Genomic DNA, 25,997 nt, shown 5'->3' with positions numbered 1-25,997 from the left:
CACGGTCGCGTATCACACGACCTGCCCGATAGAGAGAGGTCGACTGTGACTGTCAACGACCAGGACCCATACTCGGTGAACAGCACGGATGCGGATCCGGAAGAGACGAAAGAGTGGTCCGAATCTCTGGACGCACTCGTGGCCGCCCAGGGACACGAACGCGGCCGCGAGATCATGCTGAGCCTGCTCAAACGATCCAAGGAACTGCACCTGGGCGTCCCCATGGTGCCCACCACCGACTACATCAACACGATCGCGGCCGGCAACGAGCCGGACTTCCCCGGCGATGAAGACATCGAGCGCCGCTACCGCGCCTGGATCCGCTGGAACGCAGCCGTGCTCGTGCACCGCGCACAGCGACCCGGGATCTCCGTCGGCGGACACATCTCGACATACGCCTCATCCGCCGCCCTCTATGAGGTCGGCTTCAACCACTTCTTCCGCGGCCAGGACCACCCGGGTGGCGGAGACCAGATCTTCATCCAGGGCCACGCCTCCCCCGGCACCTACGCCCGGGCATTCCTCGAGGGCCGCCTGACCGCGAACCAGCTCGACGGCTTCCGCCAGGAGAAGTCGCACGCGCCGCAGGGACTGTCGTCCTACCCGCACCCGCGCCTGATGCCGGAGTTCTGGCAGTTCCCGACGGTGTCGATGGGCCTCGGTCCGATCAACGCCATCTACCAGGCGCAGACCAACCGGTACCTCACCAACCGCGGAATCAAGGACGCCAGCGACCAGCAGGTCTGGGCGTTCCTCGGCGACGGTGAGATGGACGAGGTCGAAAGCCGCGGCCAGCTCCAGGTCGCCGCGAACGAGGGTCTCGACAACCTCAACTTCATCATCAACTGCAACCTGCAGCGCCTCGATGGACCCGTCCGCGGAAACGGAAAGATCATCCAGGAGCTCGAGAGCTTCTTCCGCGGTGCCGGCTGGAACGTCATCAAGGTCGTCTGGGGCCGCGAGTGGGACGACCTCCTGTCCCGCGACGTCGACGGCGCCCTGCTCAACCTGATGAACGTCACCCCCGACGGCGACTACCAGACGTACAAGGCCGAGAGCGGCGCATACGTTCGCGAGAACTTCTTCGGCCGCGACCCGCGCGCCCTGAAGCTCGTCGAGGGCTACACCGACGACGAGATCTGGAACCTCAAGCGTGGCGGCCACGACTACCGCAAGGTCTACGCAGCGTTCAAGGCCGCGTCGGAGCACAAGGGCCAGCCGACCGTCATCCTCGCGAAGACCGTCAAGGGCTACGCCCTCGGCCCGAGCTTCGAGGGCCGCAACGCGACCCACCAGATGAAGAAGTTCACCCTCGAGAACCTGAAGACCTTCCGTGACAGCACCCACATGCCGATCACGGATGCCCAGCTCGAGGAGAACCCCTACCTCCCGCCGTACTACCGTCCGGACGAGAACGACGAGGCGATCCAGTACCTGCACGAACGCCGCCGCGCCCTCGGCGGCTACGTGCCGGAACGCCGGAGCAAGTACACCCAGGTCAACCTCCCGCAGGACTCGACGTACGCGCCGACCCTGAAAGGCTCCGGCACGCAGGAGATCGCCACGACGATGGCGTTCGTCCGTCTGCTCAAGGAGCTCCTGCGCGCCAAGGACTTCGGAAACCGCATCGTCCCGATCATCCCCGACGAGGCCCGCACCTTCGGAATCGACGCGTTCTTCCCGAACGCCAAGATCTACAACCCGAACGGCCAGCAGTACACGTCCGTCGACCACGCCCAGCTGCTCGCGTACAAGGAGAGCCCGCAGGGCCAGATCCTGCACGTCGGCATCAACGAGGCCGGCGCGATGGCCGCGTTCACGAACGTCGGGACCACCTACGCCACCCAGGGTGAGCCGCTCATCCCGATCTACGTGTTCTACTCGATGTTCGGATTCCAGCGCACCGGCGACGCCATGTGGGCCGCCGGCGACCAGATGGCCCGCGGCTTCATGATCGGAGCCACCGCGGGTCGCACGACCCTGACCGGTGAGGGACTGCAGCACGCCGACGGCCACTCGCCGCTCCTCGCATCCACCAACCCTGCCGTCGTGTCCTACGACCCGGCGTACGGGTACGAGATCGCGCACATCGTGCGTTCCGGTCTCGAGCGGATGTACGGCGGCCTGCACGACGACCCGAACGTCATGTACTACATCACCGTGTACAACGAGCCGGCCGTGCAGCCGGCCGAGCCCGACGAGGTCGACGTCGACGGCATCGTGCACGGCATCCACCGGATCAACCACTCGCAGGTCACCGGACCGAAGGCGCAGCTCCTGGCCTCCGGTGTCGCCGTGCCGTGGGCGCTCGAGGCGCAGGCCCTGCTCGCCTCCGACTGGGGAGTCTCGGCCGATGTCTGGTCCGTCACGTCCTGGGCCGAACTGCGCCGCGACGGCATGCGGGCGGAGGAGCACAACTTCCTCAACCCCGACCAGGGCCCGCAGGTGCCGTACGTCACGAAGAAGCTCGCCGGAGCCGCCGGCCCGTTCATCGCGGTCAGCGACTTCATGCACGCCGTGCCCGACCAGATCCGCCAGTTCATCCCCGGTGATTTCGCCACCCTCGGCGCGGACGGCTTCGGCTTCTCGGACACCCGCCCTGCCGCCCGTCGGTTCTTCAAGATCGACGGACCGTCCATGGTCGTCCGCACCCTCGAGATGCTCGCCCGTCGCGGCGAGATCGACAGGGCGGTCGTCGGCCAGGCCATCGAGAAGTACCAGCTGCACGACGTGACCGCGGGCACAACGGGCTCCGCCGGGGGCGAGAGCTAACCCGACCGTGGCCCCGGCACCGAAGACGAAGGAGCAGACGCTCGCCTGGTTGCGCACCATCTCAGGGGAGCTGTCCACGGCGACCCTGAAACGACTCGAGGACACGCTGCCCTGGTACGGCGATATGCCGCCAGGACGGCGGTCCTCGGTCGGGCTGGTGGCCCAGGCGGGCATCACGTCCTTCATCGCGTGGTTCGACGACCCGAAATCCACTCCGTGGATCGCGGCCGACGTCTTCGGTGCCGCGCCGCGGGAGCTGTTGCGCTCGGTGAGCCTGCAGCAGACCCTCCAGCTCATCCGGGTCTCCGTCGAGGTCGTCGAGGAACGCGTCAAGGACGGCGGCGAGATCCTCCGCGAGGCGATCCTGCTCTACTCCCGCGAGATCGCCTTCGGAGCTGCGGATGTCTACGCGCGCGCCGCCGAGGCACGCGGGCTCTGGGACGTGCGGCTCGAGGCCCTCGTGGTCGACTCGATCCTCAGCGGCGAGTACGACGACGAACTGCCGAGCCGGATCGCCGCACTCGGCTGGCACGGCCACGGCGAGGTCTGCGTGCTCGTCGGCACCACCCCGAAGATGCTCGATGTCGACCAGCTGCGCCGCTCCGCGCGGCACATGGCCGCCGACGTGCTGATCGGGGTGCAGGGAAACCGGCTTGTTCTCGTGATCGGTCGCGCGCACCCCGCCTCAGCGGACTCCGAGGACACCGTCGGGACGGCATCCGCCCTGACGTTCATGGAGATCGCGGTGCAACTGGAACCGAGCTTCGGTGCCGGGCACCTCGTGCTCGGACACGAAGTGCCCAACCTCGTCGACGCCTCCAAGAGCGCGAAGGCGGCCCTGGCCGGTTTCGCCGTAGCCAGGTCGTGGCGGAACGCGCCGCGCCCTGTCCAGGCGGACGACCTGCTCCCTGAGCGTGCGCTCGCAGGCGACCCGCTCGCCCGCGCCACCCTCATCCACCGCATCTACCGGCCGCTCCAGGCGCACTCGACCGAACTGCTCACGACGCTGTGGTGCTACCTCGACAACGGCCGCTCGCTCGAAGCGACGGCCAGGGAACTCTTTGTTCACCCCAACACCGTGCGCTACCGCCTGAAGCGCGTCTCCGAGGTCATCGGCTATGACGCGACGGGCGCCCGTGAGGCGCTCATCCTGCAGTCCGCGCTCATCCTCGGCTCGATCAGCGACCACGACGGCTCCACCCGCCGACGCTGACACCCCTCGTTTGACCTGTTTCTGCGGGAAGACACAAACGTTTTCCGGATACTTGGTCGATCATCGACACTCCGCGGCGAATTGAGCTTGGGAGACTAGGGGAATGATTGTTGTCGTCTGTCCCGGACAGGGCTCGCAAACCCCTGGTTTCCTCGTTCCCTGGCTTGAAGACCCCGCCTTCGCCGCCGGACTCGACGCGATGTCCGCCGCGAGCGGACTCGACCTTGTCACCCATGGCACGGTCAGTGACGCCGACACCATCCGTGACACGGCCGTCGCCCAGCCACTGATCGTTGCGTCCGGAATCCTCACCATGCGGGCGCTCTTCGCCGGCGGTCGCCGCGACCGCATCGCGGGGATCGCGGGGCACTCAGTCGGCGAGATCACCGCCGCAGCCGGGGCCGGCATCCTGAACGACGCCGATGCCCTCGGGTTCGTGCGCGAACGCGGCGCGGCGATGGCAGAGGCCGCAGCCCTCGAACCGTCCGGGATGAGCGCCGTGCTCGGCGGCGACGAAGCCGAACTTCTCACGCTCCTCACCGAACTCGGCCTCGAACCGGCCAACTTCAACGGCGGCGGCCAGGTCGTCGTAGCCGGTGCGATCGACGCACTCGCCCGTCTCTCCGCCGCTCCGCCTGCCCGTTCGCGTGTCATCCCCCTTCAGGTCGCCGGTGCATTCCACACCCGGTATATGCAGCCTGCCGTCGCCTCGCTCGCCGCGGTCGCCGCGCGTCTCACCCCCTCGAACCCGACCCTGCCGATCTGGACGAACCGGGACGGCAGCCAGGTCGCCGACGGCGCGCGGTTCGTCGGATATCTCGTCGACCAGGTCTCCTCGCCGGTACGGTGGGACATGTGCATGCAGTCTTTCGAGGCCGCCGGCGTCACCGGAATCATCGAGATCGCGCCAGCCGGCGCCCTCGTCGGCCTTGCGAAGCGTGCACTCAAAGGCGTACCCAGCGTCGCGATCAAGACCCCGGACGATTTGCCCGCCGCGTTTGCACTGATCGACCAGCAGTAAGCCCGACGGAAAGAGACCATGACCAAGCCCACACTCCAGCAGTCGCACGGCCCCGCGTTCACGCGCATCCTGTCGGTCGGTGCCGCCCGCGGTGACCTGACCGTTCCCAACGACGACCTGGTCGGTCCGATCGACTCGTCCGACGAGTGGATCCAGCAGCGTACCGGCATCATCAGCCGCGTCAGGGCCAGCAAGGACGTCCAGGCCGTCGACCTCGCCGTCGTTGCCGCCACCGAGGCCATCGAGAAGTCCGGCATCGACCCGACCCTGATCGACGCCGTCATCGTCGCCACCATCAGCAACGGCCGCCAGACCCCGTCGATGGCCGCCGTCCTCGCCGACAAGGTCGGCGCCAACCCGGCCGCTGCCTACGACATCAACGCCGCCTGTGCCGGTTACGCATATGCCGTGGCCCAGGCCGACGCCCTCATCCGCACCGGTGTCGCTCACTACGCGCTCGTCGTCGGGGCCGAAAAGCTCTCCGACCTCGTTGACCCGACCGACCGCAGCATCTCGTTCCTCCTCGGCGACGGCGCAGGCGCCGTCGTGATCGGTCCGAGCGACTACCCCGGTATCTCGAGCACCGTCTGGGGGTCCGACGGTTCCAAGGCCGGCGCGATCCAGATGAATCACACCCTGCAGGAATACCACCGCGGTGAATCCGAGTGGCCCACGCTCCGCCAGGAGGGCCAGACAGTCTTCCGCTGGGCGGTCTGGGACATGGCCAAGGTCGCCAAGCAGGCCCTCGAGGCCGCCGGCGTGACCAGTGCCGACCTCGCGGCCTTCATCCCGCACCAGGCCAACATGCGCATCATCGACGAGTTCGCGAAGCTGCTCAAGCTCCCCGAGTCCGTCGTCATCGCGCGCGATATCGCCACAACGGGGAACACCTCGTCGGCGTCGATCCCGATCGCCACGCACACCCTGCTTGCCGAACACCCTGAGCTCAGTGGCGGTCTCGCCCTGCAGATCGGCTTCGGAGCCGGACTGGTGTTCGGCGCGCAGGTCGTCGTGCTCCCGTAGTTTTCCCGTACCGCCTCTAAACTGAATCTCGGTCATACGAGACACCCCAAGGAGAAAAAAATGGCATTGTCCACCGAAGAAGTACTGTCCGGCCTCGCTGAGCTCATCAATGATGAGACCGGCATTGCGGCTGACACGGTTGAGATGGGTAAGTCGTTCACCGACGACCTCGACATCGATTCCATCTCGATGATGACCATTGTCGTCAACGCAGAAGAGAAGTTCGACGTGAAGATCCCCGACGAAGAGGTCAAGAACCTTAAGACCGTCGGCGACGCCGTCGACTTCATCGTCAAGGCCCAGGACTAAAACTAACGAGCCCAGGCCGGCCGGCATCGCCGACCGGCCTGGGCTGTGGGCTCCGCCCGCCGTTTTGATGTACCACGGAGAGTTGCATATGACCAAGAAGATCGTTATCACCGGAATCGGTGCGACCTCCCCTCTCGGAGGCACTGCCGCCGAGACCTGGGCTGCGCTGTTGAGCGGCGAGTCCGGCGCCACCACCCTCGAGCAGGAATGGGTCGCACGCACCCAGCTGCCGATCACCTTCGCCGCGCAGGCGCGGGTCCCCGCCAGCGAGGTCCTCGCCAGGCACGAGATCAAGCGTCTCGACCCCTCGAGCCAGTTCGCGCTGATCGCCGGCCGCGAGGCCTGGGCGGATGCCGGATCTCCCGAGGTCGAAGCCGACCGGCTCGCCGTCGACTGGGCCACCGGCATCGGCGGCGTGTGGACCCTCCTCGACGCCTGGGACACCCTGCGCGAACGCGGCCCACGCCGCGTGCTGCCGATGACCGTCCCGATGCTGATGCCGAACGGTCCCGCCGCGGCAATCGGCATGGACCTGCACGCCCGCGCCGGTATCACGACCGTCGTCTCCGCCTGCGCGTCGAGCACCGAGTCCCTCGTCAACGCCTATGACCGGCTGCAGGCCGGCCGCGCGGACGTCGTCATCGCCGGTGGCTCGGAAGCCGCGATCCACCCACTGCCGATCGCGTCGTTCGCGGCGATGCAGGCGTTGTCCAAGCGGAACGACGACCCGGCCCATGCCTCACGCCCGTACGACGTGTCACGCGACGGCTTCGTGCTCGGCGAGGGTGCAGCAGCACTCGTCGTCGAAACCGAAGAACACGCCAAGGCCCGCGGTGCGCACATCTACGCCGAACTGCTCGGCGGTGCCGTCACGAGTGACGCGTACCACATCACGGCTCCCGACCCCGAGGGATCGGCGGCCGCCCGGGCCATGGTCACCGCCATCCGCAACGCGGGTGCCGATCTCAGTGATGTCGCCCACATCAATGCGCATGCGACAAGCACGCCAGTCGGGGACATCGCTGAGTACAACGCACTCCGTCGCGTGTTCGGCGACCTGCTCGAGGGCATCCCCGTTTCCGCGACGAAGGCATCCACCGGGCACCTGCTCGGTGGTGCAGGTGCGATCGAGGCGTTCTTCACCGTGATGGCGCTCTCGACGCGGACCGCCCCGCCGACGATCAACCTCGTCGAGCAGGACCCGGCCATTCCGCTCGACGTCGTGACCTCACCGCGCACCCTGCCCGGCGGCAACCTGCTCGCGATCAGCAACTCGTTCGGATTCGGCGGCCACAACGCCGTCGTGGCCTTCCGCTCGGTCTAGTCGACAAGCTCGGTCCCTTCGGACGTCTATCAGTAACAGGCTCGACCCCCCGGGGTCGGGCCTGTTCTCGTTTCCGCCTTTTCTCGTTTCCGCCAGGTGTCTCTTTCCCCGGCCTTGTGCGAATGAGGACTGTCAGCCGACCTTGTGCAGCCAGACCACGGAATTGAAGTCGCTCGCGTGCCTGAAGGGTTCGAGTTCGTCGTCCCAGGCCTGCCCGAGGGCGAGGCGCAGTTCGCGATGCAGTTCGACGGCGTTCGCGCCGGCGGATTCCATGGCGTAGCGAATCCGGTCTTCCGGGATCACGATGTTCCCGACGGTGTCGGTCTGGGCGAAGAAAATGCCGAGCTCCGGCGTGTGCAGCCACCGCCCGCCATCGACGCCGAACCCGGCGTCCTCGGTCACTTCGAAGCGCAAGTGGTCCCATCCGAGCAGCGCGGATGCGAGGCACGCGCCGGTCCCTGGTGCGCCCTCCCAGTGGTATTCGGCGCGCTGGGAACCCGTGAGCACCGGCTGATCGGACCAGTCGAAGTTGACGGCCTCGCCGAGGGCGCGACCGACCGCCCACTCCACATGCGGGCTGAGTGCCCGTGGCGACGAATGCACCAAAAGCACCCCTCGCGCAGTTGGTGGCCGGCGCGCAGGTATTGCTGTCATCGATTTTCTCCGTTCTGTGAGGTGCGTCTTCCCCAACGACCTCAGAACTGCGGATTCAATACGATGCAAGCGAGTGTGAACTTGTCGCTACGACGGAATTGCTGCCGTCTCCTTGGATTATGCCTCAGCCGCCTGTGGGTATTCAAGGAAGATCGGGTTATTTGATCCCACCAGTTCAACCGGTTCCCGCGCGTTTTCCCGTGGACCGGTTCGCTATACTCGGTATAGTTATCTCTCGCTTCGGAGGCCCGGTGTCGGTACGCAGTTGTCTGCTTGTGATCCTGTCGATCGGTCCGGCATACGGATTCCAGCTTCACGCTGAACTCAGTTCCCGTACGGCCGGTCGCCGGAACGTGAACGCCGGCCAGGTCTACGGCACTCTCGAGCGACTCGTGAAACAGGGAGTCGTGGAATCGGCAGGGACCACTGACGACGGACTCCCCCTGTACCGGGCGACCTCGTCCGGATTGAGCGAAGCATCTGCCTGGCTGACCGCGACGGAGAGCGCCGTCGGCGAGGAGTGGAACGACCTCGTCGACCGGGTGCTGCTCGCGTCGTCACTCCCTGATACGGACGTTCTCGGCATCATCGCCCGCTATCGCACGCAGTGGGAGTCCGACCTTGCGGACTCCGGTCCCGGCGCAGGAAGCGACTCCACCGTCGCCGGGGCGCACGGCGGGGAGCTCCGGCCGGGCGCCGGGCAGGACCTGCTCGGCGCGGGGGCGCGGCATGCCCTCGCGACCGCGGCACTGGCCTGGCTCGAGAGCACGGAGCGCACGCTGGCCGCCGCCCCAGGCGAGTTCGGGCACGGTCTCAATCTTCAGAAGCCACGGCGCGGCCGGCGGCCGGCGGTGGCGGCATAGCTCGATCACGGCGTCCAGTCCGGAAGAAGTATGAGACGCAGCCCGTGGACGATGCAGCCCGTGGACGACTTCGCCGAAAGTCGAGACGATCGGTTCAGTCGTGCAGCGGCGTGCCGTCCGTGGCCAGGACCATGCGCTCGCCGGCCTCGATCGGGATGGTGAGTCGGTTCTGGGCAGGTGCGATCGGGCAGTTGAAGTTGTAGCTGAAGGCGCACGGCGGCAGGTAGGCCCGGTTGAAGTCGAGGCGAATCGTTCCGTCGCCCTCCGGTGAGACGCGCAGGAATCGGCCGACGCTGTAGGTGCTGACCCCGTTGGTCGCGTCGGCGAACACGAGGAGCAGGCTCGGCCCGTCCTCGAAGGCAACGAGGTTGTAGTCGATGCCATCCCTGGTGAAGGTGATCTCGCCGGGCAGGGCGCGCTGGCGGGTCCGTCCCTCATCCTGCAGGTGTGCGATGCTGACCTCACCCCGCCCGGGGATCGGCGTGAACGTCGCCTCGACCACCCAGTCCGGATCGTAGGGGAATGCATCGATCCGGCCGAAATCGCGGATTCCCTCGGAGGCGGCGTCCCAGACCCGGAGGGCATACCCGCCGTCTTCGCCGGCGATCACTGTTCCCGTGAGCGTGTCGCTGAAGCGGATGCTCGAGGGCTGCATCGCGTCGAGTCCGGCCACGAGCACCGATCCATCGACCACGTCACCGTCGACGGTGATCCCCTCGCTCGCTGCCGCTGTCAGCGCGAGCCCGGACACCCCAGCGGGGAGCGGCGCCCAGAGCCCGGGGACGCCCCAGACCGGCTGGCCGACCGCGGGGTCACCGGTGATCCACTGGGTGTTCACGAGGGCGAGGTTGCCGCGCGGGCCGACGACCGCGCGGGAGCGTGCGTCCCGGAATTCGGCGAGCTGTGCGAGTGCGGCGTCCGTCCGGTCCTGGTCTGTGCTGCCCTGCTCTACCTGCTGTGTCATGCCTGCGCCATCCCGTCGTGTGAGTGTCTTCAGTGCAACGGTCACGGGCCCGGGTTTATTGCCGCGGCGGGCGCTATTTCGCGTCGCCGTAGTTGTCGACGGTGGCGACGGTCAGCAGGAAGTCGACAGGGAAGGTGCCGAACAGGTGCCTCCCCGCCGTGGCCGCGGCATCTTCGACAATGGTCGCGACCCTGGCCGCCAGATGCTCCGGGGTATGCACGATGACCTCGTCGTGGAGGAAGAACACCAGGTGCGGGATATCGGCGAACACGACACCGCCCCGACCGGAACGGGACCCGGAAGAAGACCCGGAAGGAGCCCGGGAAGGAGACCGGGGCTCCAACCCGGATCCGGCATCTGCGCCGACGTCCGACGCCAGTTTCCGGAGTTCCCGCCGGATTTCCGCCATCCAGCACAACGCCCACTCGGCCGCACTCCCCTGCACCACGAAGTTGCGCGTGAAACGACCCCAGTCCCTGGCCTGGGTGCGCGCCCTCCGCTCATCGGCATCGCCGGCTCCCTCCGACGAAGCCAGAGACTGCGCGGCATACCATTCTTCTCCGGGAGGCGGCGAGGACCGGCCCAGCCTGGTCGTGACCTGGTCGCCGCGCTCGCCTGCGCGCGCGGCTGTCTCGGTCAACGCGAGTGCCCGCGGATACGCCCGCGCGAGCCGGGGCAGCAACCGCCCGCTCTCCCCCGTCGTCGCACCGTACATCGCGCCGAGCATGGCCACCTTGGCGTGGGCGCGGGTCTCGACGACGCCGCTCGCGACGATGCCGGCGTAGAGGTCTGTGCCACGGCCGGCATCCGCCATGGCCGTGTCGCTCGAGAGCGCCGCGAGGATGCGCGGTTCCAGCTGGGCGGCATCCGCGACGACGAGCTTCCAGCCCGAGTCCGCGACAACAGCACCGCGCACCTGCTTGGGCAGTTGCAGGGCTCCCCCGCCGCGGGTCGCCCACCGGCCGGTCACGACGCCGCCCGGCAGGTACTCCGGGTGGAAGCGACCGTCGACGATCCAGGTGTCCATCCAGTACCAGCCGTTGGCGCTCAGCAGCCGGGCGAGCTTCTTGTACTCGAGCAGGGGCTCGATCACGGGATGGTCGAGCTCCTTGAGTTCCCAGGCCCGGGTCGAGGTCACGGCGAGTCCGGCCCGGCGCAGGGCGCGGGTGAGCTCGGGCGGGGAGTCCGGGTTGACGAGGGGGTCTCCGAGTGCCAGGCGGATGCGTCCGACCAGTTTTTCGAGGAGCGCCGGCCGGATCCCGGGGCCGACCCTCGGACCGAGGACCCTGGTCAGCAGCTCGTCGTGCACGTCGGTGCGCCAGGGCAGTCCGGCGAAGCGCATCTCGGCGGCGATGAGCGCGCCGGCGGACTCCGCGGCGAGCAGCAGGCGCAGCCGCCCCGGCTCCTCGCTCTCGGCGACGGCCGTGAGCTGGCGCCGGAACTCGGCACCGGCGTCCGTGAAGCCCGCGTCCGCTTCTCCGGCGGGATCGATGTCCTCTCCGAGCAGTTCGAAAAGCGTGGCTCCGGGATCGCGGGTTTCCGCGACGATGGCGAGGGCGGCATCCCACCGGCTCGGTGCCGCCGTTGCGAGGTCGCTCGCGGCGGTGAGGACGGAGTGGCGCAGGATCGCGTGGCAGAGCCGCAGGTCGTGGGCACGTTCGACGCGGACGCCGGCCTCGAGCAGGACCGGGTAGATGCTCGCGGTGTCCTCCCAGACCCAGCGCGGCGACCCGGGTTCCTCCTGGAGCACATACCCGGGGAAGTCGTCCGCCGACACCGGGCGGGCGGCACCGAGAGTCACACCCCCGGCGTTCAGCACCTCGACGAGGAACTCCCCGTTCCCCCTTCGACCGACCAGTATGTACACGCTTTCCATTCTGCCAGCGCGCACCGACGACCCTCGCTGCGACGAGCGACCGCGCACATTGCACGGGAGCGCGCACCAGCGCAGAGAAACCGTTAGGTTCCGCCGGTGCGCCGTATGGATACCGTGAGGACCCCATTCTCCGCCCCGAATCCGGCGTAATCCTGTGGAGTACCCCGGTTCCGACCCCGGGATACCCGCGCCTGCACCGGCGCGGTCACCGTGTGGATGGAGTTCTCCTGTGCCCGACCTCGTGCTTGACATCGTCTACGTTCTCGGCGTGATCGCCGTGTTCGCCCTGATCGGCCTCGTGGCCAAGGGAGTCGAGAAACTGTGATCGTCTTCGACCTGCTCGGCGCCCTCCTCGCCGTCGCGGCCCTGGCCTACCTCGTGCTCGCGCTCGTGAAGCCGGAAAGGTTCTGATGGACCTCTGGTTCGCCGTTCTCCAGGCGCTCACCCTTGCGCTTGTCCTCGCCCTCATCTATCGCCCCCTGGGCGACTACATGGCGGCGTTCTACCAGTCGTCGCGTGACAACCGGGTCGAGCGCGGCTTCTATCGCCTGGTCGGGGTCAATCCCCGGTCGCAGCAGACCTGGCAGTCCTACCTGCGCAGCGTGCTCGCTTTTTCCCTCATCGGCGTGCTTTTCGTCTACGTCATTCAGCGAGCCCAAGCGGTACTGCCCTATTCCCTGGGCTTTCCGGCCATCCCGTCGGGCCTGTCGTTCAACACGGCCGTCTCATTCGTGACCAACACGAACTGGCAGTCCTATTCACCCGACGTGACCATGGGCTATTCTGTGCAGATGCTCGGCCTCGCCGTGCAGAACTTCGTATCCGCCGCGGTCGGCATCGCCGTTGCGATCGCCCTGGTGCGCGGTTTCGCTCAGCGCCGGACCGGCACGATCGGCAATTTCTGGGTCGACCTGACCCGCGGGGTACTGCGCCTGCTGCTCCCTGTGGCGATTCTCGCCGCGCTCGTCCTCCTCGCCGGCGGCGTCATCCAGAACCTCACCGGCTTCACGGACGTCACCACGATCACGGGCGCCACCCAGTCCATACCGGGCGGGCCGGTGGCCTCGCAGGAGGCGATCAAGATGTTCGGCACGAACGGCGGCGGATTCTTCAACGCGAACTCGGCGCATCCGTTCGAAAACCCGACCGCGTGGACGAGCATGTTCCAGATCGTTCTCATGCTCGCGATCCCGTTCAGCCTGCCCCGCACCTTCGGCACGATCGTCGGCGACAAACGACAGGGCTATGCCATTCTCGGAGCGATGGCCGCCATCTTCGTGGTCTCCCTCACCGCGCTCACCCTCTTCGAGCTCGGCGGTGCCGGAACGGCCCCACTCGCAGCGGGTGGCGCCATGGAGGGCAAGGAACAGCGCTTCGGCATTATCGGGTCCGCCATCTTCGGGACGGCGTCGACCCTCACCTCGACCGGTGCCGTGAACTCGATGCACGACTCCTTCACGGCCCTCGGGGGCCTGATGCCGATGCTCAACATGATGCTCGGCGAGGTCGCCCCCGGCGGCACGGGGTCCGGGCTCTACGGAATGCTCATCCTCGCCGTGATCACGGTCTTCATCGCCGGCCTGCTCGTCGGCCGCACTCCCGAATACCTCGGCAAGAAGATCGGCCCGCGCGAGATCAAGATCGCCAGCCTCTACATCCTGGTGACCCCGACCCTCGTCCTCGCCGGAACGGCCCTGAGTTTCGCGATCCCCGCCGTGCGAGCGGATGTCGAGGGCACCTCCATCTGGAACCCCGGGCTGCACGGTCTCTCCGAAGTGCTCTACGCCTTCACCTCCGCGGCCAACAACAATGGTTCCGCCTTTGCGGGACTGACGGCCAACACGCCGTGGTTCAACACGGCGCTGGGCGTTGCCATGCTCCTCGGCCGTTTCCTGCCGATCGTCCTCGTGCTCGCCCTCGCCGGAGCCCTCTCCGCCCAGGACACCGTTCCTGCGACGCGCGGCACCCTGCCGACCCACCGCATGCAGTTCGTCGGGCTGCTCGTCGGCGTGACGGTCATCATCACGGCGCTCACGTACTTCCCGGTGCTCGCGCTGGGTCCGCTCGCGGAAGGGCTGCAGTAGCCATGACCACCGCCTCCGGCACCCAGGCTCCCCCGTTCCTCTCCTTGTCACCACTCACGCCGGACTCCCCGACGGAAGGGCAGCAGTAATCATGTCGACAGTCACCGAAGCATCCACCTCTCCACGGGGCGAGGGCCGAGCGCCCGCTGGAGAACATCCGCGGAAACGCGCATCGAGCGCGATCAACCTTGCCCAGCTCGTCGCTGCACTCCCGATGGCGGCGCGCAAGCTCGACCCCCGGCTGATGTGGCGGAACCCCGTCATGTTCATCGTCGAGGTCGGTGCCGCGCTCACCACGCTGCTCGCGATCGTCGAACCCTTCCTCGGCGGACCGGCCCGTTCGGGCGGCGGCGACGTACCGGCGAGTTTCACCGTCGGCATCGCATTCTGGCTCTGGCTCACCGTGATCTTCGCGAACCTCGCGGAAGCCGTCGCCGAGGGCCGCGGCAAGGCGCAGGCCGACAGCCTCCGCCAGACCCGAACGAGCACGATCGCCAACCTCGTGGCCGGCTACGACGAGGCAGCGGATGCCGCGGCCGAACGGGCCACCGTCTCCGCCGTCTCCTCCGCCGACCTGACACTGGGCGATACCGTGATCGTGACCGCCGGGGAGCTCGTCCCCGGAGACGGCGACATCGTCTGGGGCATCGCGTCGATCGACGAGTCCGCGATCACCGGTGAATCCGCACCCGTCGTTCGTGAGTCCGGCGGCGACCGGAGCGCCGTCACCGGCGGCACCCGGGTGCTCTCCGACCGGATCGTCGTCCGCATCACGAGCAAGCCGGGCGAGACCTTCGTCGACCGCATGATCGCCCTTGTCGAGGGCGCCTCCCGGCAGAAGACCCCGAACGAGCTCGCGCTCAACATCCTGCTCGCGAGCCTGTCGATCGTGTTCCTCGTCGTCACCCTCACCCTCAACCCCATCGCGGGATACTCCGCCGCCGCCGTGAGCCTGCCCGTCCTCGTCGCCCTGCTCGTCTGCCTGATCCCGACCACGATCGGCGCCCTGCTCTCCGCGATCGGCATCGCAGGAATGGACCGGCTCGTGCAGCGCAACGTGCTGGCCATGTCGGGACGCGCAGTCGAGGCGGCAGGCGACGTCACGATCCTGCTCCTCGACAAGACCGGCACGATCACCTACGGCAACCGGCAGGCACGGGAGTTCACCCCGCTCGCCGGGGTCGACAGAGGCGAACTCATCAACGCAGCAGCACTGTCCTCCCTGAGCGACCCGACCCCAGAGGGCAAATCGATCGTCGACCTCGCCATCGAAACCGGGTTCGGGAATCCGGGAATCCTCGACGCCGTCGTGGTGCCCTTCACGGCGCAGACCCGGATGAGCGGGATCGACCTGCCCGACGGCTCCTTCGTGCGCAAGGGCGCCGGCTCCGCCGTGCTCGCCTGGGTGAGCGAAACCACGAACGTCGAGTCGACGATCCTCGACGACCTGAACGCGACCGTCGAACGGATCTCAGAACTGGGCGGCACCCCCCTCGTCGTGGCCGAGGGCAGCGCTGCGGGCAACACGGCGGACAACTCGGCGGACCTTGGACCCGGGGCGCGGCGGATCCTGGGAGTGGTGTACCTCAAGGACATCGTCAAGGAGGGAATCGCCGAACGATTCGCCGAACTGCGCAGCATGGGCATCCGCACGATCATGGTGACCGGCGACAACCCGCTGACCGCCAAGACGATCGCAGCGGAAGCCGGCGTCGACGACTTCCTCGCCGAGGCCACCCCAGAGGACAAGCTCGCCCTCATCCGGCGTGAGCAGGAGGGCGGCAATCTCGTCGCCATGACGGGCGACGGAACGAACGACGCACCGGCACTCGCCCAGGCCGACGTCGGGGTCGCGATGAACACCGGCACCAGCGCCGCGAAGGAGGCCGGCAATATGGTCGACCTCGACTCTGACCCGACGAAGCTCATCGATATCGTCCGAATCGGCAAACAGCTTCTGATCACCCGCGGCGCCCTCACCACCTTCTCGATCGCCAACGACATCGCCAAGTACTTCGCGATCATCCCGGCCATGTTCGCAGGAGTCTTCCCCGGCCTCGCCGTGCTGAACGTGATGCAGCTGCACTCGCCAGCCTCGGCGATCCTGTCCGCCATCATCTTCAACGCGATCATCATCGTTGTACTGATCCCGCTCGCGCTTCGCGGAGTCACCTACCGTCCGGCCGCCGCCGCGAGCGTGCTCAGCCGCAACCTGCTGATCTACGGCCTGGGTGGTGTGATCGCACCGTTCCTCGGGATCAAGCTCGTCGACCTCTTCGTCGCATTGCTCCCCGGTTTCTGACCCGCCGGACCTCTCCCCAACCTCACTTCCACGGAAACGGACAACGTCACCATGAGTTCCCCTCGCAGCTCGGCCCGCCAGTACGGCGTCGCCCTTCGCGCCATGCTCGTCTTCACCGTCATCCTCGGTGTCGCCTATCCCCTCGCGATCATGGCCTTCGGGCAGGTCGCCCTGCCGAACCAGGCCAACGGTTCCCTCATCCAGGGGGGTTCTGGAGCGGTCGGCTCCTCGCTGATCGGCCAGTCATTCACGGATGCCCAGGGAGCGGCCCTTCCGGAGTGGTTCCAGTCCCGGCCATCCGCAGCGGGCGACGGCTACGATGCGGCGGCCTCCGGCGGCAGTAACCTCGGTCCGGAGAACGCGGACCTGATCGCCGCGATCGCCGACCGGACGTCCGCAATCGAGGGATCCGACGGCGTGACCGCCGCCCAGATCCCCGCTGACGCGCTCACGGCATCCGCGTCGGGTCTTGATCCCCAGATCAGCGCGGAGTACGCCCGGATCCAGGTGAACAGGGTCTCGGCGGCCCGCGGCCTTCCGGTCGCGACGGTCAGCGCCCTGGTCGAGTCTAGGATTCAGGGACGGGACCTTGGTTTCCTCGGCGAACCCACCGTCAACGTGCTCCAACTGAACCTCGCCCTCGCGGCGCTGCCCGGCCAGGGCTGAAAGGCGTGACATGAAACGCGGTCGACTGCGGGTGCTGCTCGGTGCCGCACCGGGCGTCGGCAAGACCTACGCCATGCTCGAAGAGGGCAGGCGGCTGCACGCAGAGGGCAAGGACGTCGTCGTCGCGGTCGTGGAAACCCACGACCGCCCTGCGACGGCCGCGATGCTCGAAGGACTCGAGGTCGTGCCGCGCCTCGTCAGGCGGCACCGCGGGATCGAACTCACCGACCTCGACCTGGATGCTGTCCTCGATCGCGCACCCGCGATCGCACTCGTCGACGAGCTCGCCCACACCAACGCCCCCGGACTCGCCCACGACAAACGGTGGCAGGACGTCCAGTCCATCCTCGACGCGGGCATCGACGTCATCTCGACGGTCAACATCCAGCACATCGAGTCGCTCAACGACGTCGTGCAGCAGATCACGGGTGTCCCCCAGCGCGAAACCCTCCCGGACAGCGTGCTGCGTGCCGCGGATCAGGTCGAGGTGATCGATCTCGCCCCGCAGTCCCTGCGCGACCGGCTCGCCGAGGGCCACGTCTATCCCGCCGCCAGGATCGACGCCGCCCTGTCGAATTACTTCCGACTCGGCAATCTCACCGCCCTGCGCGAGCTCGCTTTACTCTGGCTCGCCGACGAGGTCGACACGGCACTCAAGAACTACCGGGCCGAACACGGCATCGACAGCAAGTGGGAAGCCCGCGAACGTGTCGTCGTCGCGCTCACCGGCGGGCCGGAGGGCGAGACGCTGCTGCGCCGCGGGGCACGGATCGCCGGGCGCGCAGCCGGGGGCGAGCTCCTCGCCGTGCACGTGATCAGCCAGGACGGACTCCGCTCCGCACACCCCGGCGCGCTCGCGGCCCAGCGGGCCCTCGTTGAGAAACTCGGCGGCAGTTACCACCAGCTCGTCGGCGACGACGTCCCGACCGCCCTCGTCGAATTCGCCAGGGCCTCGAATGCGACCCAGCTCGTGATCGGTGTGAGCAGGCGTACCCGGCTCAAGGCGGCCTTCAGCGGGCCGGGAATCGGCACGACGGTCGTCAGGGAGTCCGGAGACATCGACGTGCACGTCGTCACGCACTCCGCCGCGGGCGAGCGGATGCGCCTCCCCCGGATCGGCGGTGCACTGAGCCTCCGCAGACGGCTGGCCGGCCTCGGCCTCGCCGTCGTCGGCGGTCCGCTGCTCACCGCGCTCCTCGTGGCGACCCACAGCGAGGAATCGATCACGAGCGAGGTGCTCAGCTATCAACTCCTCGTCATCGTCGTCGCCCTCGTCGGCGGACTCTGGCCTGCCCTGTTCGCCGCGCTGCTCTCCGGGCTCACCCTCGACTACTTCTTCGTGAACCCGCTCTACACCGTCACGATCGCCGAACCCGCACACGCCCTCGCGCTCGTCCTGTACCTGGCCAACGCGGGCGTCGTCAGCTACGTCGTCGACCTCGCCGCCCGACGAAGCCGCAGCGCCCAGCGCGCCGCGGGTGAGTCAGAACTCCTCGCCACCGTTGCCGGCAGCGTGCTCCGCGGCGAGGACGCCGTTCCCGCGCTCGTCGCCAGGACCCGCGAGGCCTTCAACCTCACCGGGGTGCGCCTGTTCGCGGGCGGGACGTTGTTGTACTCCGACGGCTCGCCCGCCCAGGCCGGCCCGGACACCCCCCTCGCAACGGTCCCCGTCGGCACCCGGGGCACCCTCGAGCTCTCCGGACGCGACCTCGCAGCGTCCGAGCGACGACTGCTCGGCGTGATCGCGACCCAGCTCGACGCCGCGCTCGAACACAGCGACCTCGCAGAGACGGCCAGTGCGATCGGACCGCTCGCCGAGGCCGACCGGATGCGCAGCGCCCTTCTCGCCGCCGTCGGTCACGACCTGCGGCGGCCGCTCTCCGCTGCGACAGCCGCTATCAGCGGGTTGCGCTCGGCCGAACTCACGCTGTCGCCCGCCGACAGGGAGGAGCTCTTCGAGACGGCCGAAGAGAGTCTCGAGTCGCTGGCCAGCCTCGTCACGAACCTCCTCGACGTCAGCCGGGTGCAGGCCGGTGCCCTCGCGGTCTCCCTGGGCCCCGTCGACGCTGCGGACGTCGTGCTCCCCGCACTCGATGAGCTCGGCGTCGGGCCGGACACGGTTGAACTCGAGCTCCCTCCCGGGCTGCCGCCGATGCTCGCCGATGCCGGACTCCTGCAGCGGGTCGTCGTGAACGTGCTGGCCAACGGCATCCGCTTCTCGCCGACGGGCGGGCGCGTGCTCGTCTCGGCGAGCGAATTCGGCGGCGTCGTCGAACTGCGGATCATGGACCGCGGGCCCGGCATTCCCGCCGACCGGCGCGATGAGGTCTTCCTTCCGTTCCAGCGCCTCGGCGACACCGACAACCTGACCGGCCTCGGCCTCGGCCTCGCACTCGCGAAGGGATTCACCGAGGGCATGGGCGGTCGGCTCGAGGCGGAGGACACCCCGGGCGGCGGGCTGACGATGGTCATCGCCCTGCCCGCATTCGACCCCGCAGCGCCGGCGGGCCAGACAGCCGGCACGGCCGCAGCCACGGGCACGGGCACTGGCACGGGCACTGGCACTGGCACTGGCACTGATGAGGAGACCTGAGTGAAGATCCTGATCGCAGACGACGACCCGCAGATCCTGCGTGCGCTGCGGGTCACCCTCGGCGCGCGCGGGTACGACGTCGTGACCGCCAGGGACGGCGCTGAGGCCCTCGCCGCTGCAGCGCATGAGCATCCCGACCTCGTGATGCTCGACCTCGGAATGCCGCACCTCGACGGGATCGAGGTCATCGCCGGCCTGCGCGGCTGGACCCAGGTGCCGATCCTCGTCGTCTCAGGGCGCAGCGGCGCCGCCGACAAGGTCGACGCTCTCGATGCGGGAGCGGACGACTACGTCACGAAGCCGTTCTCCATCGACGAACTGCTCGCCAGGATCCGCGCGCTCACCCGGAGGCTCGGCCCGGTCGACTCCGGTGCCGAACCGGTGATCATGCTCGGCACGATCGCCGTCGACCTCTCGGCACGGAGCGTCGTGCGCACGGGCACGGGTTCCGGGGGCGCTCCCGGAAAACCCGAGGCCATCCGGCTCACCCCCACCGAGTGGCGCATCCTCGAGTTCCTGCTGCGCAACCCGGGGAAGCTCGTCTCCCGGCAGTCGCTGCTGACGGACATCTGGGGTCCGCACCACACGACGGACTCCGGCTACCTGCGCCTCTACCTCGCCCAGCTGCGCAAGAAGCTCGAACCCGACCCGGCGCATCCGCGCTATCTGCTCACGGAGGCCGGAATGGGCTACCGCTTCACCCCCGATCCGTAGCCCCTGCCGGTCTGCTGCCGGCCCTGCCTGCTGCCCGGCCCCTGCCTGATCCCCGCACCCGGCCCACCCGGACCGGGAGGGCCGGGTGGGCGGCGAGGGTCAGTCTGTCGTGTCGTCGAGGGAGTCGCTCGCGGCGTGGCCACCCGTCAGCGGGATGCGCACGAGTTTGCCGACCGGGGTCGGCGCTCCGTTCGCGTCCGGACTGATCGCATCCGTCGTGAGGTAGAGCGCACCGTGGCGCAACTCGATCGCGGCCGGCTGCGACACCGCCACGAGCGCACTCGGCGTGTCCGAACCGGAATCGAGCACCGACACCTGGCCGGTGCCGTCCGGACCCCCGAACAGCTCGGCGACGTAGATCGTGCCGTCGTCCTGCGAGACCGCGAGGCCCGTCGCACCGACGAACCCGGTCGCGACGAGTTCGACGTCACCGGAGTCCGGATCGACCCGGTACACCGAGCCGCGCGCGCCGAGGCTCGCGTCCTCGGGCCCGCCCGGGAGCGACGTGACGTAGAGCCAACCGTCCGGGCCGAGCTCGACATCCGTCGGAACCGGTTCGAAGCGGTAGTCGTGCCCGGCTGCACAGGCGGGGAAACCGATATCCGCGATCATCGCCGCATCGATCGTGATCGGGTCGCTCGGCGGAAGAACCGCGGTGGTGGACACCGTGCCGTCCCAGTCGACGTGCAGGATCGCGTTCCCGCCGGCATCCGCGACGTACACCCCGTTCCAGAGGGCGAGCGACGCGTACGGGTGCGTGTCGACGACCCCCGTGTACGCCGCCGGAATGAACGGCGGCTGGGCCGGATCGAACTGGGCGGCACACGCCGGGTCGAGGTCGACGAACCCGTAGCTGTTGTCCTGGTCCGGGTTCGCCGAATTCTCGTAGGCCCAGATGTCGGCGAGCTGTGCGTCCGTGCCGTCCGGCGCGATGGACCTGAGCGTGGCCGCGCTGTGGTCCTGCGCCACCCGGGCGTAGTAGACGGTGCCCTTCCGCGCGGTGACCGCGGAGATCTCGTCGCCCGGGGCGCTCGCGATGGTCGCTGTCGTTCCGTCGCGGGCCACCCTCGTGAGTTCGCCGGCGAAGTTCTGGCTGACGTAGACGGTGTTGTGCCGGCCGACCTCGAGGCTGAGCGGGCCGAGCAGGCCCTCCGCGAGCGTCACCGGCGCGCCTGTTCCTTCCCCGTCGCCGTCGCCGCGTCCGGATCCCTGTCCGGCCGATGCCGGGGTGGCGCCGAAGAACGCCACCGCGAGGGAGGCGCACGCCACCCCCGCGAGGAGCCGCCTGCGTAGTCCTGTTCCGTGCCGTGCTGTTCCGTGCCGTGCCGTTCCGTGCAGTCCTGTTCCGTGCAGTGTCCTGGTCATGATCTCTGTTCTCTTCACGATCGGCTCTCGCCACGACCGCTGGGACAGAAGCACCGGAAGACAAGCGCTGCGCAGGTACGCCGAGAGCAGATGACGGTTGCATGTTGTCAAGCACCGCGGAGAGAACGTGTGATGCACAGCGTCTCCCGGGGAGGCCGGCACACACACGGGTGCCGACGCTGGCAGATTAATCCGAAGCCTGTGCGTTGTCTAGGTCTTTGCCATGAACCGAAAGGAAATGCCCGATCGGCGGGTCATTGACTTCGCTGGGGCCCGGGGCCACTATGTGTGGCATCCAGTGCCCCCCATTCCGCAGGGCATGCCTCAATGGGGAGGGTCCGTGCAAATTCCGGCACCATTCGAATACGCCCGCGCCGACACGGTCGACGACGCCATCGCACTGCTCTCCCGGTACGGCCCCGAGGCCCGCATCATCGCGGGCGGTCACAGCCTGTTGCCGATGATGAAGCTCCGGCTGGCCAGGCCGGAATGGCTCATCGACATCAACGACCTGTTCGAACTCGACTTCGTGCTGCGGGACGGAGACCGGTTGCGGATCGGCGCCCTCACCCGGCACACGACCCTCCTCGAGTCAGCTGAGATCGCCGCGCTCTTCCCGATCGTCGGCGACGCCGAGCGAGTGATCGCAGACCCGATCGTCCGCAATCGCGGCACGATCGGAGGTTCGCTCTGCCAGGCCGATCCTGCGGAGGACCTCGCGACCGTCTGCGATGTGCTCGGTGCCGAGGCGATCGTTCGCGGTCCCCTCGGCGAGCGGATGCTGACCATGACCGAGTTCCATCGCGGAGCCTACGAGACGGCGGTCGCCGCGGATGAGCTGCTCTGCGAAGTGCGCATCCCGATCCGGCCGCGCTCAGGAAGCGCATACGAAAAGGTCGAGCGCAGGGTCGGCGACTGGGCCGTCGCCGCGGCAGGAGCCGCGCTCTCGTTCGCGGAGGACGGCACGATCGCGGAGGCATCCGTCGGCCTGACCGCCGTGGGGCTCGACGGCACCGTCGGCGCGGTCACGGAGCTGCTCCGCGGTGAACGCCCCGGCGAGCAGCTCTTCATCGAGGCCGGCCGCCTCGCAGCACTCGCGGCCGACCCGGTCGCCGACCAGCGCGGACCGGTCGACTACAAGCGGCACCTCGCCGACGAGCTCACCCGCCGCGTCCTGCGCCGCGCGACAGATCGTGTCGCGGAGTTCGCCGGCGCGACCGGGCACCCCACCACACCGCAGGAAGGCTGAATCCATGCAGATCACCATGACGGTGAACGGGACCGACGTGACCAACGAGGTCGAACCGCGCGTCCTGCTCGTGCACTACATCCGCGACGTGTTGAGGCTCACCGGAACCCACTGGGGCTGCGACACCTCCAACTGCGGTACCTGCGTCGTGCTCATGGACGGGCAGCCGGTGAAGTCGTGCACCGTGCTCGCGGCGATGGCCGATGGTCATGCGATCACGACGGTCGAAGGCCTCGCCACCGGTGGCACCCTCGACCCCGTGCAGCAGGGCTTCATGGAGGAACACGGGCTGCAGTGCGGGTTCTGCACCCCCGGCATGATGCTCACCGCCCGCGCTCTCCTCGACGTGAACCCTCACCCAGACGACACCGAGATCCGCCGGGCGATCTCGGGGCAGATCTGCCGCTGCACCGGCTACGCGACGATCGTCCGTTCGGTGCACTGGGCAGCAGACCACCCGGCGGGCATGACCGAAGCGGATGCCGCAGGTGGCGACCCCGCAGCGCTCGACGACTCGGCGGGCACGACCACGGAACCGGGCGCCGCCGCCGCGGAAGCGGCCAGGGCGATCCCGGCCTCGCAGACGGAACCGGAAGAGGTGACCGCATGACCATCCTGCAGGAACACGCACCCAACCCGGCGGCGGACGACGAGGGCCGCCCGATCGGCTACGGCCGGCTGCAACGCAAGGAAGACCCCCGTTTCGTGCGCGGCCGCGGCCACTACGTCGACGACATCACGCTGCCCGGAATGCTGCACGGCGCGATCCTGCGCTCACCGGTCGCGCACGCCCGGCTCGTCTCGATCGACACGACCGCAGCCCTCGCCCACCCGGGCGTCGTCGCCGTCATCACGGGGGCCGACCTGCTCGGCCTCGGCCTCGCGTGGGCGCCGACCCTCTCCGCCGACGTGCAGGCGGTGCTCGTGACCGACAAGGTGCGCTTCCAGGGCCAGGAGGTCGCCTTCGTCGTCGCGGAGGACCGCTACGCCGCCCGGGACGCACTCGAACTCATCGAGGTCGACTACGACGTGCTCCCGCCTGTCGTCGACGCCAGGAAGGCGCTCGACGCAGACGCACCGGTCGTGCGCGACGAGATGGAAGGGCGCACCGACAACCACATCTTCGACTGGGAGGCAGGCAACAAGGCCGAGACGGATGCCGTCTTCGCCGCAGCAGACGTCGTCGTCAGCCAGGAGATCGTCTACCCGCGATCGCACCCGGCTCCCATGGAGACCTGCGGCGCCGTCGCAGACTTCGACGCGGTGACCGGCAAGCTCACACTCTACGAGACGAGCCAGGCCCCGCACGCCCACCGGACCCTGTTCGCCATGGTCGCGGGCATCCCGGAGCACAAGATCCGGATCGTCTCCCCCGACATCGGCGGCGGCTTCGGCAACAAGGTCGGAATCTACCCGGGCTACATCCTCGCCGTCGTCGGCTCGATCGTGACCGGCAAACCGGTGAAATGGATGGAGGACCGCTCGGAGAACCTGATGTCGACCTCCTTTGCCCGCGACTACATCATGCAGGGCGAGATCGCCGCGACGAAAGACGGCAGGATCCTCGCCGTGCGCACCAAGGTCCTCGCAGACCACGGTGCCTTCAACGCCACGGCGCAGCCCACGAAATACCCCGCCGGCTTCTTCCACATCTTCACCGGAAGCTACGACCTCCAGGCCGCGCACTGCTCGGTAACCGGCGTCTACACGAACAAGGCGCCCGGCGGTGTCGCATATGCGTGCTCCTTCCGGGTCACAGAGGCCGTCTACCTCGTGGAGCGGCTCGTCGACATCCTCGCCGCGAAGCTCGAGATGGACCCGGCGGAACTGCGCCTGAAGAACCTGATCAAGCCGGAGCAGTTCCCCTATCCGAACAAGACCGGCTGGGAGTACGACTCCGGCGACTACGAGCGTGCACTGCGGCTCTCGATGAAGATGGCCGGGTACGACGACCTGCGCCGGGAGCAGCAAGCCAAACGCGACCGCGGCGAACTGATGGGCATCGGTATCTCGTTCTTCACCGAAACGGTCGGTGCCGGCCCGCGCAAGCACATGGACATCGTCGGCCTCGGCATGAACGACGGCGCGGAACTGCGCGTGCACCCGACCGGCAAGGCGGTGGTACGCATCTCGGTGCAGAGCCAGGGCCAGGGCCACGAGACGACCTTCGCCCAGATCGTCGCCGAGGAGATCGGCATCCCGCCGGAGGATATCGACGTCGTGCACGGCGACACCGACCAGACGCCGTTCGGCCTCGGCACCTATGGCAGCCGGTCGACCCCGGTCAGTGGCGCCGCCGTGGCCCTCGTCGCCCGCAAGGTGCGCGAGAAGGCCCGGTTCATCGCCGCCGCCATGCTCGAGACCCGCCCGGAAGACCTCGAATGGGAGAAGGGCCGCTGGTTCGTCAAGGGCGACCCGAGTGTCGGCAAGACCATCGCCGAGATCGCGATGGGCGCATACGGCACCGTAGCCCTGCCGGAAGGGATCGACGGCAACCTCGACGCCGAAGTGACCTACGACCCGCCGAACCTGACCTTCCCCTTCGGCGCCTACATCTGCGTCGTCGACGTCGACCCCGGCACCGGGCACGTCACGGTGCGCCGGTTCGTCGCCGTCGACGACTGCGGTACCCGGATCAACCCGATGATCATCGAGGGGCAGGTGCACGGGGGCCTGACCGACGGCGTCGGCATGGCGCTCATGCAGTTCATCGAATTCGACGAATCGGGCAACAACCTCGGCGGCTCCTTCATGGACTACCTCATCCCGACGGCGATGGAGGTGCCGGACTGGGAGACCGGGTACACCGTGACCCCCTCGCCGCACCACCCGATCGGAGCGAAGGGCATCGGAGAGTCCGCGACGGTCGGTTCACCCCCCGCGATCGTCAACGCGGTCGTCGACGCCCTCGCCCCGTTCGGGATCACGCACATGGACATGCCGTGCACGCCGGCACGGGTGTGGGCGGCCATCCAGGGTCGTCCCCGCCCGCCGATCTGATTGCC

General features: G+C 68.3%; 20 protein-coding genes. 16 read left to right on the top strand and 4 right to left on the bottom strand.

Annotated elements, in window-relative coordinates; all coding sequences use genetic code 11:
• The first annotated feature begins 45 nt into the window (after positions 1–45).
• The 6 genes from aceE (at position 46) to E3O46_RS02930 (ending at position 7,662) form a co-directional block, all read left to right on the top strand.
• A complete protein-coding gene (gene aceE, locus E3O46_RS02955) occupies positions 46–2,772 on the top strand; it encodes a pyruvate dehydrogenase (acetyl-transferring), homodimeric type (RefSeq protein ID WP_134446477.1) in 2,727 nt (908 codons plus the stop codon).
• Between the two features lie 7 nt (positions 2,773–2,779).
• Positions 2,780–3,985, top strand: coding sequence for a PucR family transcriptional regulator (locus E3O46_RS02950; protein ID WP_134446476.1), 1,206 nt, complete (start codon positions 2,780–2,782; stop codon positions 3,983–3,985).
• Positions 3,986–4,088: 103 nt separating this feature from the next.
• The gene (locus tag E3O46_RS02945; protein ID WP_134446475.1) at positions 4,089–5,006 is read left to right on the top strand and encodes an ACP S-malonyltransferase; all 918 of its coding nucleotides are present in this window, start codon (positions 4,089–4,091) and stop codon (positions 5,004–5,006) included.
• 18 nt (positions 5,007–5,024) lie between these two features.
• A complete protein-coding gene (locus tag E3O46_RS02940) occupies positions 5,025–6,029 on the top strand; it encodes a beta-ketoacyl-ACP synthase III (protein ID WP_134446474.1) in 1,005 nt (334 codons plus the stop codon).
• A gap of 60 nt (positions 6,030–6,089) precedes the next feature.
• Entirely contained in the window at positions 6,090–6,338 is a 249-nt protein-coding gene (locus tag E3O46_RS02935; RefSeq protein WP_134446473.1) for an acyl carrier protein, read from the top strand.
• Positions 6,339–6,426: 88 nt separating this feature from the next.
• Positions 6,427–7,662 (top strand): beta-ketoacyl-[acyl-carrier-protein] synthase family protein, encoded by a 1,236-nt coding sequence (locus E3O46_RS02930; protein ID WP_134446472.1) that lies wholly within the window; start codon positions 6,427–6,429, stop codon positions 7,660–7,662.
• Between the two features lie 132 nt (positions 7,663–7,794).
• On the opposite strand, the gene E3O46_RS02925 is transcribed toward E3O46_RS02930, so the two are convergent.
• Positions 7,795–8,316 (bottom strand): DUF3145 domain-containing protein, encoded by a 522-nt coding sequence (locus tag E3O46_RS02925; protein WP_134446471.1) that lies wholly within the window; start codon positions 8,314–8,316, stop codon positions 7,795–7,797.
• A gap of 251 nt (positions 8,317–8,567) precedes the next feature.
• On the opposite strand from E3O46_RS02925, the gene E3O46_RS02920 reads away from it, so the two are divergent.
• Positions 8,568–9,179 (top strand): PadR family transcriptional regulator, encoded by a 612-nt coding sequence (locus tag E3O46_RS02920; RefSeq protein WP_166791013.1) that lies wholly within the window; start codon positions 8,568–8,570, stop codon positions 9,177–9,179.
• Between the two features lie 94 nt (positions 9,180–9,273).
• Here the strand turns inward: E3O46_RS02920 and E3O46_RS02915 are convergent, their stop codons facing one another.
• Together E3O46_RS02915 and E3O46_RS02910 are read right to left on the bottom strand one after the other, a co-directional pair.
• On the bottom strand, positions 9,274–10,143 hold the full coding sequence (locus E3O46_RS02915) for a DUF1684 domain-containing protein (protein WP_134561076.1): 870 nt from the start codon (positions 10,141–10,143) through the stop codon (positions 9,274–9,276).
• A gap of 73 nt (positions 10,144–10,216) precedes the next feature.
• Positions 10,217–12,019: a bifunctional 3'-5' exonuclease/DNA polymerase gene (locus E3O46_RS02910; protein ID WP_134561210.1), complete on the bottom strand. Its 1,803-nt coding sequence runs from the start codon at positions 12,017–12,019 to the stop codon at positions 10,217–10,219.
• 321 nt (positions 12,020–12,340) lie between these two features.
• Here E3O46_RS02910 and E3O46_RS02905 point away from each other — a divergent pair, with 321 nt between their 5' ends.
• The 6 genes from E3O46_RS02905 to E3O46_RS02880 all read left to right on the top strand — a co-directional run bounded on the left by E3O46_RS02905 (position 12,341) and on the right by E3O46_RS02880 (position 20,378).
• On the top strand, positions 12,341–12,430 hold the full coding sequence (locus E3O46_RS02905) for a potassium-transporting ATPase subunit F (protein WP_134446468.1): 90 nt from the start codon (positions 12,341–12,343) through the stop codon (positions 12,428–12,430).
• Positions 12,430–14,103 (top strand): potassium-transporting ATPase subunit KdpA, encoded by a 1,674-nt coding sequence (gene kdpA / locus E3O46_RS02900; RefSeq protein ID WP_134561075.1) that lies wholly within the window; start codon positions 12,430–12,432, stop codon positions 14,101–14,103. Before E3O46_RS02905 ends, kdpA begins: the two co-directional genes overlap by 1 nt.
• A gap of 91 nt (positions 14,104–14,194) precedes the next feature.
• Complete coding sequence (kdpB, locus tag E3O46_RS02895) at positions 14,195–16,405, top strand: potassium-transporting ATPase subunit KdpB (RefSeq protein WP_134446466.1); 2,211 nt, start codon at positions 14,195–14,197, stop codon at positions 16,403–16,405.
• Positions 16,406–16,456: 51 nt separating this feature from the next.
• The gene (gene kdpC, locus E3O46_RS02890; protein WP_134446465.1) at positions 16,457–17,071 is read left to right on the top strand and encodes a potassium-transporting ATPase subunit KdpC; all 615 of its coding nucleotides are present in this window, start codon (positions 16,457–16,459) and stop codon (positions 17,069–17,071) included.
• A 10-nt stretch (positions 17,072–17,081) separates the two neighbouring features.
• Positions 17,082–19,664: a DUF4118 domain-containing protein gene (locus tag E3O46_RS02885; protein WP_134561074.1), complete on the top strand. Its 2,583-nt coding sequence runs from the start codon at positions 17,082–17,084 to the stop codon at positions 19,662–19,664.
• The gene (locus E3O46_RS02880; RefSeq protein ID WP_134446463.1) at positions 19,665–20,378 is read left to right on the top strand and encodes a response regulator; all 714 of its coding nucleotides are present in this window, start codon (positions 19,665–19,667) and stop codon (positions 20,376–20,378) included.
• Positions 20,379–20,477: 99 nt separating this feature from the next.
• On the opposite strand, the gene E3O46_RS02875 is transcribed toward E3O46_RS02880, so the two are convergent.
• Positions 20,478–21,743: a ScyD/ScyE family protein gene (locus E3O46_RS02875; RefSeq protein ID WP_134561073.1), complete on the bottom strand. Its 1,266-nt coding sequence runs from the start codon at positions 21,741–21,743 to the stop codon at positions 20,478–20,480.
• A 340-nt stretch (positions 21,744–22,083) separates the two neighbouring features.
• Between E3O46_RS02875 and E3O46_RS02870 the strand changes: the two genes are divergently transcribed.
• From E3O46_RS02870 to E3O46_RS02860, 3 genes are read left to right on the top strand one after another with little or no spacing between them, the layout of a single operon-like run.
• Positions 22,084–22,992, top strand: a complete 909-nt coding sequence (locus E3O46_RS02870; RefSeq protein ID WP_134561072.1) for an FAD binding domain-containing protein — start codon at positions 22,084–22,086, stop codon at positions 22,990–22,992.
• Positions 22,993–22,996: 4 nt separating this feature from the next.
• Positions 22,997–23,602 (top strand): (2Fe-2S)-binding protein, encoded by a 606-nt coding sequence (locus E3O46_RS02865; RefSeq protein ID WP_134446460.1) that lies wholly within the window; start codon positions 22,997–22,999, stop codon positions 23,600–23,602.
• Positions 23,599–25,992: an aerobic carbon-monoxide dehydrogenase large subunit gene (locus E3O46_RS02860; RefSeq protein ID WP_134561071.1), complete on the top strand. Its 2,394-nt coding sequence runs from the start codon at positions 23,599–23,601 to the stop codon at positions 25,990–25,992. Before E3O46_RS02865 ends, E3O46_RS02860 begins: the two co-directional genes overlap by 4 nt.
• The last annotated feature ends 5 nt before the right edge of the window (positions 25,993–25,997 follow it).

Source organism: Cryobacterium glucosi (assembly GCF_004402235.1).
GTDB lineage: Bacteria > Actinomycetota > Actinomycetes > Actinomycetales > Microbacteriaceae > Cryobacterium > Cryobacterium glucosi.
Note: the sequence above shows the minus strand (reverse complement) of the source record. Positions and strands in the feature narration are given on the sequence as shown.